This is a genomic window from Halocynthiibacter styelae, assembly GCF_016123485.1.
In the GTDB taxonomy this organism is placed as follows: Bacteria; Pseudomonadota; Alphaproteobacteria; order Rhodobacterales; family Rhodobacteraceae; genus Halocynthiibacter; species Halocynthiibacter styelae.
On record NZ_JADCKQ010000006.1, the window covers coordinates 43663 to 57448 of the forward strand.

At 55.5% G+C, this 13786-nt stretch carries 14 protein-coding genes; 5 read left to right on the forward strand and 9 right to left on the reverse strand.

All coding sequences use genetic code 11. The annotated features are described in order from the left end of the window. Positions 1 to 36 precede the first annotated feature (36 nt). From H1D41_RS09450 to H1D41_RS09465, 4 genes are read right to left on the reverse strand one after another with little or no spacing between them, the layout of a single operon-like run. Positions 37 to 1047: a 5-oxoprolinase subunit C family protein gene (locus tag H1D41_RS09450; RefSeq protein WP_228848670.1), complete on the reverse strand. Its 1011-nt coding sequence runs from the start codon at positions 1045 to 1047 to the stop codon at positions 37 to 39. Next, positions 1044 to 1721 carry a 5-oxoprolinase subunit PxpB gene (gene pxpB, locus H1D41_RS09455; protein WP_228848671.1) on the reverse strand — a complete coding sequence of 226 codons (678 nt, stop codon included), beginning with the start codon at positions 1719 to 1721 and terminating at the stop codon, positions 1044 to 1046. The genes H1D41_RS09450 and pxpB overlap by 4 nt, the downstream gene beginning before the upstream one ends. Then, positions 1718 to 2539 (reverse strand): LamB/YcsF family protein, encoded by an 822-nt coding sequence (locus tag H1D41_RS09460; protein WP_228848672.1) that lies wholly within the window; start codon positions 2537 to 2539, stop codon positions 1718 to 1720. The genes pxpB and H1D41_RS09460 overlap by 4 nt, the downstream gene beginning before the upstream one ends. Positions 2540 to 2557: 18 nt before the next feature. After that, the gene (locus tag H1D41_RS09465; protein WP_228848673.1) at positions 2558 to 3826 is read right to left on the reverse strand and encodes a 3-deoxy-D-manno-octulosonic acid transferase; all 1269 of its coding nucleotides are present in this window, start codon (positions 3824 to 3826) and stop codon (positions 2558 to 2560) included. Between the two features lie 86 nt (positions 3827 to 3912). Here H1D41_RS09465 and H1D41_RS09470 point away from each other — a divergent pair, with 86 nt between their 5' ends. From H1D41_RS09470 to H1D41_RS09480, 3 genes are read left to right on the forward strand one after another with little or no spacing between them, the layout of a single operon-like run. After that, the gene (locus H1D41_RS09470; protein ID WP_107497873.1) at positions 3913 to 4779 is read left to right on the forward strand and encodes a hypothetical protein; all 867 of its coding nucleotides are present in this window, start codon (positions 3913 to 3915) and stop codon (positions 4777 to 4779) included. A gap of 42 nt (positions 4780 to 4821) precedes the next feature. Further along, the gene (locus H1D41_RS09475) at positions 4822 to 5565 is read left to right on the forward strand and encodes a glycosyltransferase family 25 protein (RefSeq protein ID WP_228848674.1); all 744 of its coding nucleotides are present in this window, start codon (positions 4822 to 4824) and stop codon (positions 5563 to 5565) included. A 44-nt stretch (positions 5566 to 5609) separates the two neighbouring features. Further along, the gene (locus H1D41_RS09480; protein ID WP_228848675.1) at positions 5610 to 6347 is read left to right on the forward strand and encodes a 3-deoxy-D-manno-octulosonic acid kinase; all 738 of its coding nucleotides are present in this window, start codon (positions 5610 to 5612) and stop codon (positions 6345 to 6347) included. 74 nt (positions 6348 to 6421) lie between these two features. Here the strand turns inward: H1D41_RS09480 and H1D41_RS09485 are convergent, their stop codons facing one another. The 5 genes from H1D41_RS09485 to H1D41_RS09505 form a co-directional block, all read right to left on the reverse strand. After that, positions 6422 to 6718 (reverse strand): hypothetical protein, encoded by a 297-nt coding sequence (locus H1D41_RS09485; RefSeq protein ID WP_228848676.1) that lies wholly within the window; start codon positions 6716 to 6718, stop codon positions 6422 to 6424. A gap of 315 nt (positions 6719 to 7033) precedes the next feature. Further along, entirely contained in the window at positions 7034 to 8029 is a 996-nt protein-coding gene (locus H1D41_RS09490; protein WP_228848677.1) for a sterol desaturase family protein, read from the reverse strand. A 26-nt stretch (positions 8030 to 8055) separates the two neighbouring features. Further along, complete coding sequence (locus H1D41_RS09495; protein ID WP_228848678.1) at positions 8056 to 9354, reverse strand: M24 family metallopeptidase; 1299 nt, start codon at positions 9352 to 9354, stop codon at positions 8056 to 8058. Next, positions 9351 to 10190: a 3-methyl-2-oxobutanoate hydroxymethyltransferase gene (locus H1D41_RS09500; RefSeq protein WP_228848679.1), complete on the reverse strand. Its 840-nt coding sequence runs from the start codon at positions 10188 to 10190 to the stop codon at positions 9351 to 9353. The genes H1D41_RS09495 and H1D41_RS09500 overlap by 4 nt, the downstream gene beginning before the upstream one ends. A gap of 17 nt (positions 10191 to 10207) precedes the next feature. Then, positions 10208 to 10963 (reverse strand): class II aldolase and adducin N-terminal domain-containing protein, encoded by a 756-nt coding sequence (locus tag H1D41_RS09505; protein WP_228848680.1) that lies wholly within the window; start codon positions 10961 to 10963, stop codon positions 10208 to 10210. Positions 10964 to 11072: 109 nt separating this feature from the next. On the opposite strand from H1D41_RS09505, the gene H1D41_RS09510 reads away from it, so the two are divergent. Both H1D41_RS09510 and ade read left to right on the forward strand, forming a co-directional pair. Further along, the gene (locus tag H1D41_RS09510) at positions 11073 to 11957 is read left to right on the forward strand and encodes a LysR family transcriptional regulator (RefSeq protein ID WP_228848681.1); all 885 of its coding nucleotides are present in this window, start codon (positions 11073 to 11075) and stop codon (positions 11955 to 11957) included. Positions 11958 to 11976: 19 nt separating this feature from the next. Next, positions 11977 to 13785 carry an adenine deaminase gene (ade, locus tag H1D41_RS09515; protein ID WP_228848682.1) on the forward strand — a complete coding sequence of 603 codons (1809 nt, stop codon included), beginning with the start codon at positions 11977 to 11979 and terminating at the stop codon, positions 13783 to 13785. Position 13786 lies beyond the last annotated feature (1 nt).

The following is a 13786-nucleotide window of genomic DNA, read 5'->3' on the forward strand; positions in this document are numbered from 1 at the left end:
TAGAAGGTCTTGCCATATGGTTCAAGTTAATGGCGCTTAATGATGCGGCGTTCCGTCGGGGCCAACAATGCCGCTGATCAGGTTCACCCGGTTTAGCTTATCCGCAAGGCTGCCCCGATGGGTCGGAATTTCCGCGATCCAGTTTGCCACCTGCTGCGCGCGGTCGCGGGTGGTTTTTGTGCCCTCTTCTGCGCTGACTTCTGTGAAACGCACCACATCCCCGGCACGGGCCTGGGCGGTTGTATCCTGATCGCATGTGATCATCGTGGCAATCTTGGGATAGCCACCGGTCGTCTGATGATCCGCCAGAAGAACAATCGGATCGCCATGCCCCGGCACCTGAAGCGATCCGCGAATGATAGCTTCTGATGGAATAGACAGCGCATCTTCCGGCGCAAGAGACGCACCTGACAGTCGCATTCCCATACGGTCAAATTCGCGCGTTACGGTGAAATTTCCCTGAAACAGAGCCTGTTTTGCACGTTCCGGGAACAGGTGATTCTGCGGACCGGGAACGATACGGGCATTGCCGGAGAACCGGCTGAATTCCGGGATTGGCAAAGCACAATTCAGATCTTCGCGCAAAGATGCCGCCGAAGGTGCAAGGATATCTCCGGCCTGCAAATAACCACCGCAAAGGCCAGACGGTAGGTGTGACGACGTGCTGTCCAGCCAGGCGTCTGTCGCAAAGCCCCCAAGACACGACAGATAGCCCCAGCTGCCACTTGCGCCCGCCCGGATTGTCAGGGTTTTCCCAGCAGGCAAAGTGAATACACCCCAGGGTAGAAGGGCTTCTCCATCAATCGATAAAGCAAACTCACCCCCGCAAAATCCCAACGTTAGAGACTGTTTTGCTTGAACAACCATACCCGCAAGCGAGACTTCAATCGCATTAAATCCCTCTTCCGCCTCAAGCATTGCTGCAAGAATGCGGAAGGCCTGGCGATCCATCGGCCCGCTTTCTGTTACACCGTAGCGCAGAAACCCCATGCGCCCGCTGTCTTGCAGAGAACACAGCGGGCCGGCGAATTTCACTTCGAGGCTCATGATTTTTGCCCTTTCATGAAATCATCCGCAGAAACCCGCTGAAACCGGATCGTATCCCCAACCGCAACGGGGAACGGGTTATCTTCAAAGGGCTGGAACACCTCAAAATCCGTCCGTCCGATCACCCACCAACCGGTGGGCATCACCATGGTTGTGACAATGCACTGCGGCCCGGCGATCATCACTGCGCCTTTGGGAATATCGCGCACAGGGGCTGTTTTGCGGGGCAGTTGAATGCTTTCCGGCGTACCACCCAGGTAGCCATAGCCCGGAGCAAATCCATACATGAAAAGCTTGTAGCTGGCAGAGGTATGGGCGTTGATTACCGCGTCAGATGATAGCCCCGTCTGATCACACACCGCCTGAAGATCAGGTGCAAAATCACCTTCATAGCAGGTGGGCAGACACCATTCCCGGGCCTCACGCGCATCACCTGATCGCGCAGAAAGGCCTGAAATCGCCCTAATTAGTGTCTGATATTCTGTTTCCAGTGGATCATAGACCACCAGAAGCCCGGTGAAGGACGGCACAAGTTCACGCACCCCGGGCAATTCGGCGGCGGTGATCGCCTGGTCCATCGCCAGCACGCCTGCATGGATTTCATCGGTGATCTCATCACCAAAGCGGATCATCACGCCACTGTCGCCAACAGGCTGAAACTGAGGTGCAATCATGCGAAAGCCCCGATCTTCACGCCTGCGGCCTCAAGCCCTTTACGCAGATCCTTCGCCAGTTCCACCGCAGTTGGGCCATCCCCATGCACACAGATTGAACCAGCCTCCAGAGCAATCGGATCACCACCCACCGTCGGCATCTTCCCAGTCTGCACAAATTCCACCAGACGCACCGTCGCCTCATCCGCGTCATGGATCATCGCGCCGGGCTGGCCGCGCGGAACCAGCAGGCCATTTGGCTGATACCCGCGATCTGCAAAGATTTCAGAACAATGTTTTACGCCGTTTTCCCGCGCAACAAGTTCAAGCTGCGTGCCAGAAATGGTTAGCAGAACTGCATCCCCCCCCAGGACAGCGCGGGTTGCACGCACGATGGCGCCAGCAACGTCAGCATTCTCAGCCCCCCAGTTCGCAAGCGCACCATGGGCTTTGACATAATTCACCCGGGCACCGGCAAGCGCCGCGACACCACACAAAGCGCCGGTCTGATAGGCAACCAGACGTTCGACTTCATCCACCGTCAACGGCAGACGACGACGGCCAAAACCTTCCTTATCCACAAACCCCGGGTGCGCCCCGATGGAAACGCCCTTCGCCTGCGCCATCTGCACGGATTGCCACATCACCGACGGATCACCGGCATGCCCGCCACAGGCGACATTTGCGCTGGTGATCACATCCATCATCTCAGCATCGCTGCCCATCTGCCATGGGCCGAAGCTTTCACCAAGATCTGCGTTGATGTCGATTGTTGTCATGGGGGCCTCACGCGCTGTTTGTGGGAAAGTCGCACCGGCCTGCATCACCGTCAAGGCCATAGACCCTGCGCAGAGGCCTTATTCCCTGCCCGCATCCACAACGTCGGACAGCAGATCAACATATCGTGCCAGGGCACCCTGGCCGTCTTCGGTATATTCCAGCCCCGCCTGCCCCATTTCCCGGACACGCGCACCCTCCATCAGACCGTTCAGCACTGCGCCAAGCTTGTCAGATTCTGGCACCTGGACAGCGGCACCAATGTCAGACAGTCCGGCAAAAGCATCCGTAAAATTCTTTACATTTGGCCCATACAAGATCGCCGTTCCAAAGCTTGCGGGTTCATAGGGCGTATGCCCGCCTTCTTTGCCGATTGACCCCCCCAGAAAGGCCACGGGTGCCTGATCAAACAAACTGCCCATCTCGCCCAGAGTATCCACGATGTATATCTGGGTTTCGGCGGTCACATCAACCTTCAGACTGCGTCGAGCGACCGTGAATCCCCGTTCACCCGCCATGTTCGCCAGATCATTCCCCCGCCGGGGATGGCGCGGCGCAAGGATAAGCAGCGCAGAAGGATGTGATGCAAGAACTTCTGCATGTGCGTTCAGAACAGCGTCTTCATCCGCGGGATGGGTAGAGGCAGCCAACCAGTGCGGTCTTTCCCCGATAGCTTGTGAAAGCATCCGGGAGAATTCCGGGTTCACCGGTAACTTTGGAAGCGTGGTTCTGAGATCTGGCAGAACATGCACACGATCCTTCGGAAGTCCCAGCGCAAGCATATCATCCGCGATGCCCTCCGAACGGCAGGTGACACAGTCAAACGATCCCAAAAGCCGGGCAAAGGCCTGTCGGAAGCGCAGCCGTGTTTTCGAATGTCTGGCATTCAACAGGATCCGGGGAACATCTTGTTTCTCAAGCTCCAGCAACATGCGCGGCCACAAATCACCTTCAACAAAAACTGCGGCGGAAAATGACCAGCCACTGATAAAATCTTTGACAGCCGACGGCGTATCAAGCGGCGCATAACGATGAACCGCATATGGCATTGCCTGCGCAACCCAGCCTGCACCTGCGACAGTTGTCGTCGTGATCAGCACTCCGGCCTGCGACGCCTGGGAAATTTGCGCTGCAAGAGGGCCAATTTGCCGGACTTCGCCAAGACTAGCGGCATGAAACCAGATGGTTTCCTCCCGCCCATCCGGCAGATCCTTGCCCAGGCGTTCGGAAAACCGTAATGGATCGGCCCCCATACGCCGATGAAAATATGCCGAAAACCATGCAATCGGCCCCGCAAATAAACGGGTCAGCGCAAGCCAGGCTTTCAATATGAAGGGGATTGATGTCATTTCAGGGCCCATGTAGCGCGACGATTGCAGAAAGTCGACGCAATTGTTATGACGTTGCCTGCTGCGCAAGCGAAAGGCAACGGCCTGTGGAACATCGCGCAAACCCGAAAACCGGTTCAGAGGAAGAAGCCTTGGAAAAGACTGTAATATGCATGAAATGGGGGCCGGCTTATGCCCCTGATTACGTCAACGTTCTGGCCTCTGCAGTCAAACAACACCTGAAGGAACCGCATCGCTTTGTCTGTATCACAGATGATGCCGAAGGGATTTCACCAGATGTGGAAACCTATCCGATCCCGGATATGGGGCTTGCGCAAAGTGCATATAAGTTCGGAGCATGGCCAAAGATTTCTCTTTTCAAGCCAGATCTTTACGGGCTGAAAGGCCGTGCCTTGTTCATCGACCTGGATTCCATGATCTGCGATGATCTGGCCCCGATGTTTGATCACCCGGGCAGCCTGTTGATGATCAAAGAATGGCGTCGTCCAATCGATAACCTGCGCGTCAATCGCCCGGTACGTGGTGCATCCGGTGTGCTGGCCTTCGATTTTGACGAACTCACACATATTTATGACGAACTGATCGCGCGCCCCGATGAATGGCCGAATGAAATCCGCAATGATCAGCGTTTCATCTGGAAAATTCATCAGGATGTTTCCTTCTGGCCCGACGAATGGGTGATTTCCTTCAAACGTCACCTGCTGCGCGCGCCCCTGGTCAACCGGGTTCTGCCCCCGAAATCCCCGCCAGAAGGCACAAAAATTCTGGCATTTCACGGCCGCCCGCGCCCGGCGGAAATTGTGCCGGACTCAGGTCAGCGCTGGGGCGATTTCTGGCGTTCCGGCAAAGGTGCTGTGCCCTGGTTCCGTGAATACTGGATGAACAATGGCGGACGTGAAGACGTTGAAGGCATCGGCCCGATGCGTGACTGGCGCGGTCGTCCGAAAGACTAAGCTTTCGTACATATTACCGCAAAACCTGTTCGGCGTGAGATCATGACAACACAACCCTTTGTTCAACTAATCAATCTGGATCGTGACACCGAAAGGCTTCGGCAATCTGAAGATGCTCTTTCGGCGATCGGTTTGAAATTTGACCGTTTGTCCGCTGTGATCGGCACTGACGTCACAGACAATCATCCTGCCGAATCGCTGAAACTGCTGGGACGTGCGCTGTATCCGGGTGAACTGGGGTGCTACGCCAGCCATCTTCGCGCCATTGATCTTTTTCTTGAAACAGATGCCCCTTATGGGATCGTTCTGGAAGACGACGCTGTCCCAGGTCTGGACGCCGAACAGCGCCTGAAGGACCTTGTTCAATCGCTGGACAAGTTACCAGAGTGGGATCTGATTAACCTGGGCAAACCTGCAAAATCTCTGATGACCCCTGTGGACAGTGCGTATTGCGACGCCTCTCTTGGCCTTTGTCACGCCCACTACCCGCCCGTCACAACAACAGCTATCTTGTGGAGCCGTGCAGGTGCCATAGCATTTCGCCGCCTGCATTCAGAACCCGTTTTGCCTGTTGATGTGGCGATGCAAAACTGGGGCTCTCAGACAGATCGTATTCTGGCATTTGAGAACCCTGTCTTCGCGGCCAGAGATGGAGAAAGCACCATCAAATCCAACAAGAGGAAATCTGGCGGGTCTGGCTTAAAGGGTATTATTTCAAGAATACGCCGCATAGCTACGAACAAACTGAGGGCGCGTAAGAATTTCAAACTCAGACGTGGTAAGTAACATTCGCTCCTGATCAAAAATTAGCACCAATGGAAACAGAACTGATGCCGAACACAGGTCAGGGTTTCAAGACCCTACAAGATGGAAAGCAGGTTCTCTGGTATGATCCGGCACTGATTTTCACATTTGAAATCAACCTGTTCAATCCGGAATGGCTGCAGGCAAAAGGCAAGTTACGCGCCACGTCACAAGGGCGCAATGCGGCCTGGTTTGTTCATCACGATGGTGTCGACATGGTGCTGCGACACTATTATCGCGGTGGGTTGATTGGCCGTGTGAACAAAGATCTGTTCTTGTGTCAGCCGGTTGAGAAAAGCCGGGCCATGGCAGAATTCTCATTGCTTTCATGGATGTACGAACAAGACCTGCCTGTTCCGCGCCCTGTGGCGGCGCGGTTTGCGCCAGCCGGGTTGTTTTATCGCGCCGATATTCTCACCCAGACAATCCCTGAAAGTGAAACCCTGGCGGATCGGCTTTTACATGCGCCTTTGGACGAAAACACATGGCATTCTGTTGGGGAAGCTGTTGCGAAAATTCACGATGCGGGCGTTTTGCATTCCGACCTGAACTGCCGAAATATCCTTATAGATCAATCATCTAAAATCTGGATTATTGATTTCGACAAATGTGAACAACGGGGTGACGGGGCCTGGCGGGATGACAATCTGGCGCGGTTGCACAGATCGTTTATCAAAGAGAAAACCAAACAGGCTTCTCTGCATTGGGAAGAAGCGGACTGGGAATATTTTATGACCGGGTATCGCAAGTACCAAAAACAGTAAGACGCACACAAAAAGGCCCGGAAAACATTCCGGGCCTTTTGCGATTTATCGAGGTTTTGTTAACCTTTTGCAGATTACTCAGAAGCAACCTGTTCAGCGAACCATGCGGCGGCCACTGGGTTCACACCGCCCTTAGAGGACAGGGTTGCGCCAACGGATGGGTTTGCTTGTGTTTCGATGCCTGTGCCAGCTTCTGCAGCCAGATCAGCAAAGATTTCAACAGCTTCTGCAGAAACCGGAGCAGAGCGTTCAACAACAACGCTTTCGATACCTACGTTGTCTTGAGCGAAGTGAGCTTCAACATCTTTGGCACCAGCAAAAGCAGGAGCAGCAACAGTCAGGGCGAGGATGGATGCGATTACAGTTTTCATAGCGTTAACCTTTCAAGGGTCTGGGTGTTTTGAATTTTGGAGGAAGTCTTGTTGCTTCCGATGACAGTGATTTGGGGGTAAACCGCCCAACCTTCAAGACACAGAACCGTGATAATCGCCTTTTTGGTGTTCATATATGCACACACTGATGTGAACAGAAAAATCGACGGAAATCCTTGAATATCCGTATGCACAATCCATGCACTTTCTATGCACATCTTATGCATACACACAGAACGGTATGGTAAGATGTGAGCAAGAAAAAACCCCGGCGCGAACCGGGGCTTTCAGGAGGGAAATCAGATCTGTTGCAGATCAGCTGTACATCCGTTTCTTGCGTGCGCGGGTTTCAGAGGTTGCTTCAGAAGATCCATCATGGAATGTCCCGAACCAGCGATCCCATGGCATTTCCTGGTTGCCATAGTTGCATTCATAATACCGGTGGTGCAGCTGGTGGTAAAACGTGCCCAGCGCCAGCTTGCGTTTATCTTTGATCAACAGATCCTCATAGCCGGTGTGGGTCATGGCAGCACCCGGGCCCTGAAAGATGATGTGGAAGTAAAGATGGATCGGGTGGCTTGGCAGGATCCAGTGAATGCACAGCGTCGTCAGGTAGATGAAATGTTCAATCGGGTGCATGGAAAAGCCGCTCCAGGGGCCGATGTTCACATTGCGATGATGCAGGGCGTGCACACGTTTATACAGGAACGGCTGATGCAGCAGGCGATGCACCCAGTAGAAGTGGAAAGCGGACCACATTGGAATGATCACAAGGAAGGCGAGGAACCACACCGGGTTTTCCGCAAAAGTGATCATCGGCACATAGCCATTTGCCATCAACCACATGCTGATCACCTGGAAGAAGGTCAGTTGAAACACGCCGGACCCAAGGGACCAGAACATATTATCATGTACCTGATCCTTAAAATTCCAGAGCGCATTGTTCGTGCCCTGATCCCGGCGTTCAAACTTCAGCTTTTTGCCCTGGCCTTTGCGCATATAAAAATACCAGTGCAGGCCACCCGCCACGACAAAGATCATGACAAAGTTCACAAGCCAGACTTGGAAGATCCAGCCAAAGGCAAATGTCTGCGCGGTTTCAATCGCCGGGTAAAAGAAGAACCAGAACGCAACAGCCGCGATCGCCATCATCACACGTTCTGACAGGGTCAGCCAGTTGCGCGCCAGCCAGCCCGCAAGATAAGCCGGGTTCGGGGGCCACTTAAACACCGACGGATTATCAAGCGGCAGATCCGGATGATAATTCCACTCACGGGTCATATCTTCCAGTTGTTCGGTGTTGTCAGTCATTCTGGCATCTCCTCTTTGCCAAAGGCTCAGATTTCGCGCGACAAAAGCGCGTCTTCAAACGGGTAGCGCGACAGGCAAATCGCACCGGTTTCTGTAATGAGATACTGATCCTCAAGCTTCACGCCTTCATGGCCGCCCAGCTTGCCGACATAGCTTTCCACACAAATGACCATGCCGGCTTCAAGTTCGTCGTCGTAGTGGAATGCTTCGTCTTCGGGGTAGTAGATCACCGGATATTCATCCGCCATGCCCAGACCATGCATCATGCAGGGATAGGTCTGATCATTGTAACCATCCGGCTGGCGATACCGCCCGTCGATCAGTTCACGGAAGGACGCGCCGGGGCGCAGCAGCTGGGCGTTATGCGTGATTTCATTATGGGCGTATTGATAGAGACGGCATTGTTCATCCGTCGGGCGGCCCGGACCGCAATGATAGGCACGGGAAATATCGGCCCCATAAGACCAGGGGCCAACCATGCCGCAATCAAACACCACCAGATCACCGGCACGGATGGTGCGCGAAGAGGCTTCCTGCTGCCAGGGGTTCGTACGTTCACCCGAGGCCAGCAAACGGTAATCGATCCATTCGCCACCGCCTTCGATATTCGCAGCCCACATATGCGACCAAAGCGCCTGTTCCGTCATACCGTTGACCAGGTGATTGCGCATCCGGGTCATCCCGTCTTCGGCCACGGCGATGGTCTGGTTCATACAAAGGATTTCTTCGGGGGATTTGATCTTGCGGGCATGGGCCAGGGCTTCGCCGGCATCCACCAGTGTCAGCCCTTCGGTTTCCAGCGCCATATGCGGCAGGGGGGCGGTGCGTTCCACGCCCACACGGGTTTCACCGCCGCAGTGTTCATCCACCAGCGCCTTCATCTGTTTCGCCCATTTCGTGCACCATTCCTGGTGGCGGTAACCGGCGAACATATAGGACAGTGGCATCAGATCTTCGCGGATCTCATCAATGGTTTCCAGCTGCCCCCCGGTTTCGCGGCCAGGTTCGCTGTCAAAGTAGATCACCGGGCCTTCTGCGGGCATAAACAGATAGCCCGCGTGAATATGCATCTGAAACAGGGTGCAGTTGCGCACGCCTGTCGCGTAACGAATGGACAGCGGATCGGTCAGGATCACTGCGGCAAGGCCATGGGCCTTCATCTGTTCGCGCAGGCGGTTCTGGCGATAGCGGCGCATACGGGGCACATCAATCATGCCTTCCGTATCGGTCAGCTGCATTGGCGGGGTCTTCCAGGCGGCTTCCGTCAGCGTCATAGGCTGTGGCTTGGCGGCAAAGGCCTTGCTGTAGTCGGTGGCGTCATTCATTGGTGGGTCGGGCTCCATTTATCGAGGGCTTCCTGCAGTTTTTCCTGCTCACCCGCAGTCATCGGCACAGTGTGGGCGGCATCGGGAAATGCACCGGATGTTACATCATCGCGGAACCCGCCCAGCGCGCGGCCACGTTCGGCCTGCATCTGTTTGCGAATCGATAGAACATCGCCCCAGGCTTTGGCGTGGCGTGGCGGGTTTTCAACATCGCCGCAGATGTCTTCCATGAAGGAAAAGATAATATCCCCCCCGGACCCGGCACCGATGGAATGTGTGACGATGGATGTGCGCGGGCCGATTTCCTGCAAAGCTTCAACCGCAACGCATTCGACCTCGGCCGCAACGGCCCCTGCATCTTCCAGACGTTTGAAATCCTGAAAAAGCTGCATGGCTTCTTCTGCCGTCTTGCCAAAGGTACGCAGCCCGCCGATCAGGGTGGATTTGCGCGGCACAAGCCCCACATGCCCCTGCACCGCCAGGCCTTCGCCAGACAGGCGTTCAATGGTTTTCAGGCCACGCGGCGTAAAAATCGCATCCGCGCCTTTTTCAGCACAGCGGATCGCAGCGGCAAGAGCTTCGTCCTCTGTCATATATTGCACCATGGTCTGGGACCCGGTGACAAAGGTTTCGGGCGCGGCAGCACGCACATCTTCGATGTCGTGATCTGCGATGGTGATCAGATCAATGCCCATGGCTGCACAGGCCCCCGCCTCATCCCCGTTGATCGCCGACACCTGCGTCATCTTACGACCAGCGGCTTTATTCGCCTGAAGGCAGGCAATAGTCAGGTTGCGGCGGGCCGGGCGGCCGCCGTATGTGTAGATGTTTTTCATTGTCAGTCCCGCAGGGTTCAGGAGGCGTAGTCAGAGCTTTCGGCGTCAAGAACAGCCATGATTTCACGCATATGGGCTTCGGCCTGGCCAGGGTAATCGTCCAGTTCCTGCGCGGTTTTCTCTGCAATTTCATCCGACAGAACCCGCAGCTCTCGACCGGTTTGCAGGGCACGAATGTAGGTTTCAGCCGCGCGTTCAAAATAGTAGAGGCGATTGAATGTATCTGCCGGATTGTCCCCGATGATCAAAACGCCGTGGTTGCCCATGATCATGGTTTTGACCTTTGGATCGGTCAGCATGGATGCACAGCGCGCGCCTTCGTCACCAAAAGCCAGACCACCGAATTCCTCGTCAATCACATAGCGGTTGTAAAACGTCGCGGTGTTCTGATCGATCGGTGGCAGGTTGCTGTCGGCAAGGCTGGCCAGAACGGTGGCGTGGATCGAATGCACGTGCATCACGCAACGCGCCTGCGGACAGAGACGGTGGATAGACCCATGCAGACCCCAGGCGGTGGGATCCGGTGCGCCGGGCTTGTCCATCGTGTCCGGATCGTTCGCGTCCAGGAACAACAGGTCAGACGCTTTGATGCGGGAAAAATGCATCTGGTTCGGGTTCATCAGGAATTGTGACCCATCGTCATTCACCGCCAGGCTGAAATGGTTTGCCACCGCTTCATGCATGTTCAGGCGTTCTGTCCAGCGGAAAGCGGCGGCCATTTCGACCCGCTCCTGCCAGTGATCCATGTTCTGTTTTAGCTGTGTGACGCTCATCGCTGATCCCCTGAATGCTGATAATTCAGCCTGATCACCCCGCGACATCTTTACCAGCAAAAAAAAAGCAGCCATGGTATTAGTCCAACTAATGCATGAGTTATGTGTCATGGAACATCAGAAACTGCCCCCGCTGAACTGGTTGCGCGCGTTTGAAGCGTCCTCCCGGCATCTGTCTTTCACCAATGCCGCACAGGAGCTGAACATGACGCAATCAGCGGTCAGCCAGCAGATCAAATCGCTGGAAGGCTTCCTGAGCAAACCGCTGTTTTACCGCCATGTGCGCCGGCTGGAACTGACAGAGGCGGGAAAGCTGTATCTGCCCTGGGTGCAGGACAGTTTTCGGGTGCTGAAACAAGGCACAGGGGCGGTGATCGGCCCGGCGCGTAAGAAAACCCTGCAAATCGTGTCTAACCTTGCCTTTACGGTGCATTTCCTGACCCCGCGCCTGCCGGATTTTCACCGCAGAAATCCGGATATCCGGCTGAATTTCACGACGCCAATCTGGCACCATGATCATACGTCCTCTGCCGCAGATCTTGAGATTCGTTTTGACCGGTATCCGGCGGACACCACGCAATGCGAAACCCTGTTCAATCCGCAGTATTTTCCTGTCGCCAAACCCGGCACCGATGTCCGCCTGGACACCCTGTTTGATCACCCGCTGTATGATTGCGCCGGGCTGACCTGTGGCTGGGAAAGCTGGCTGAATGCGCGCCAGATGGCCCTGCCCAAAACCGCACATCTGACATGGGCCAGCACCTATGTTGTCAGTTTCGCCGCCGCGATGGCGGGCAGCGGGCTTGCGATTGGTCATGATATTCTGGTGGCAGATCTTGTGCGCGAGGGCCGCATGACGTTGCCGTTTGAGGAAAGGGAACCCATGACAGAGGCCTATTATCTGATCCATCCGTCCGGTCAGGTGGCAAACCCGGCAGCGGGGATTTTCGCGGACTGGCTGAAAGAACAAATCGAGGGGTTGCAGCTTTTGTGAAACCGGGAAATATTGGTATATGGTAACGCAATCATTCCCTTCATGGCCCGATGTCGCCCCCCGTCTTGTTGCTGTTGCGGCAGGACGCGAACCCGCTGATACCGTTGTAAAAGGCGGCAAATGGGTGAATGTGCACACCCGCGAGGTGCTGGGAAATCACGATATTGCCATTGCTGAGGGGCGCTTTGCTTATTGCGGGCCGGATGCCAGTCATTGCATCGGGCCGGACACCGAGGTGATCGAGGCCGATGGCGCCTATATGATCCCCGGGCTGTGTGATGCGCATATGCACATCGAAAGCGGGATGCTGACGCCTGCGGAATTTGCCCGCGCCGTTGCCCCCCATGGTACGACCACCATGTTCACCGATCCGCATGAGATCGCCAACGTTCTTGGGCTTGAGGGCGTGCGACTGATGCATGACGAAGCCATGCTGCAGCCGGTGAATATTTACACGCAGATGCCCTCCTGTGCGCCTTCAGCCCCCGGGCTTGAAACCACCGGTTACGAAATCACGCCTGACGATGTGGCAGAGGCCATGCACTGGCCCGGGATTATTGGCCTGGGCGAGATGATGAATTTCCCCGGCGTGATCAATGGCGACCCCAAAATGCTGGCAGAGATTGCCGCAACACAACGCGCTGGCAAAACCGTCGGCGGCCATTACGCCAGCCCCGATCTGGGCCTGCCCTTCCATGCCTATGCTGCCGGCGGTCCTGCGGATGATCACGAAGGCACCTGTGAAGCCGATGCGATTGCCCGCGCCCGTCAGGGGATGCGCCATATGATGCGGCTGGGATCGGCCTGGTATGACGTGGAAACACAGATTACTGCCGTGACCGAAAAGGGCCTGGACCCGCGTAGTTTTATCCTTTGTACCGATGATTGCCACTCAGGCACGCTGGTCAATGACGGCCATATGAACCGCGTTGTGCGCCATGCGATTGAATGCGGCTGTGATCCGCTGATTGCTTTGCAGATGGCCACGATCAACACGGCAACGCATTTTGGTCTGGAACGTGAATTGGGGTCTATCGCGCCGGGGCGTCGGGCGGATATGATCCTGACAACTGATCTGAAAACCCTGCCGATTGACACCGTCATTTCACGCGGTAAAGTGATCGCAAAACAGGGACTAATGCGGGCAGAATGCCCACATCTGGCCTGGCCGGACCATGCGCGGAACACCGTGAATATGGCGCGGGATCTGTCAGCAGGCGACTTTGTGATCACAGCACCTGAGGGTGCAAATCACGTCACGGCCAATATCATTGGGGTCGTCGAAAATCAGGCCCCCACCAAAGCGTTGCAGATGGAACTGCCTGTGGTGAATGGTGAAGTCAAAGGCGACCCGGCCCAGGATGTTTGCCAGATTTCCCTTGTGGAACGTCATCGCGCAACCGGGGGCGTAACCAACGCGCTGGTGTCTGGCTTTGGCTATACCGGCAATATGGCGATGGCATCGACCGTGGCGCATGACAGCCATCATATGATTGTCATCGGCACAAGCCAGGATGATATGGCCCTGGCGGCGAACCGTCTGCGCGAAGTCGGTGGTGGTGTTGTGATCTTTAAGGATGGTCAGGAATTGTCGCTGGTGGAACTGCCGATTGCTGGCCTGATGTCTGACAGCCCCGCCCACGAAGTTGCCGCGAAAGCTGACGCCCTGGGCGACGCCATGCGCGCCTGTGGCTGCACGTTGAATAACGCCTATATGCAACATTCACTGTTGGCGCTTGTCGTTATCCCCGAGATGCGGATTTCTGATCTGGGCCTTGTGGATGTGCGCACATTTGAACTGATACCGCTGTTTGAAGAAGGAAAATAAA

Excerpts from the sequence above, each read along its gene's own strand:
- H1D41_RS09485 (WP_228848676.1), bottom strand. The coding sequence starts at position 6,718 with ATGAAAACTGTAATCGCATCCATCCTCGCCCTGACTGTTGCTGCTCCT.
- H1D41_RS09480 (WP_228848675.1), top strand. The coding sequence starts at position 5,610 with ATGCCGAACACAGGTCAGGGTTTCAAGACCCTACAAGATGGAAAGCAG.
- H1D41_RS09460 (WP_228848672.1), bottom strand. The coding sequence starts at position 2,539 with ATGGCCTTGACGGTGATGCAGGCCGGTGCGACTTTCCCACAAACAGCG.
- H1D41_RS09475 (WP_228848674.1), top strand. The coding sequence starts at position 4,822 with ATGACAACACAACCCTTTGTTCAACTAATCAATCTGGATCGTGACACC.
- H1D41_RS09490 (WP_228848677.1), bottom strand. The coding sequence starts at position 8,029 with ATGACTGACAACACCGAACAACTGGAAGATATGACCCGTGAGTGGAAT.
- pxpB (WP_228848671.1), bottom strand. The coding sequence starts at position 1,721 with ATGATTGCACCTCAGTTTCAGCCTGTTGGCGACAGTGGCGTGATGATC.
- H1D41_RS09510 (WP_228848681.1), top strand. The coding sequence starts at position 11,073 with ATGGAACATCAGAAACTGCCCCCGCTGAACTGGTTGCGCGCGTTTGAA.
- H1D41_RS09500 (WP_228848679.1), bottom strand. The coding sequence starts at position 10,190 with ATGAAAAACATCTACACATACGGCGGCCGCCCGGCCCGCCGCAACCTG.
- ade (WP_228848682.1), top strand. The coding sequence starts at position 11,977 with ATGGTAACGCAATCATTCCCTTCATGGCCCGATGTCGCCCCCCGTCTT.
- H1D41_RS09465 (WP_228848673.1), bottom strand. The coding sequence starts at position 3,826 with ATGACATCAATCCCCTTCATATTGAAAGCCTGGCTTGCGCTGACCCGT.
- H1D41_RS09450 (WP_228848670.1), bottom strand. The coding sequence starts at position 1,047 with ATGAGCCTCGAAGTGAAATTCGCCGGCCCGCTGTGTTCTCTGCAAGAC.
- H1D41_RS09505 (WP_228848680.1), bottom strand. The coding sequence starts at position 10,963 with ATGAGCGTCACACAGCTAAAACAGAACATGGATCACTGGCAGGAGCGG.
- H1D41_RS09495 (WP_228848678.1), bottom strand. The coding sequence starts at position 9,354 with ATGAATGACGCCACCGACTACAGCAAGGCCTTTGCCGCCAAGCCACAG.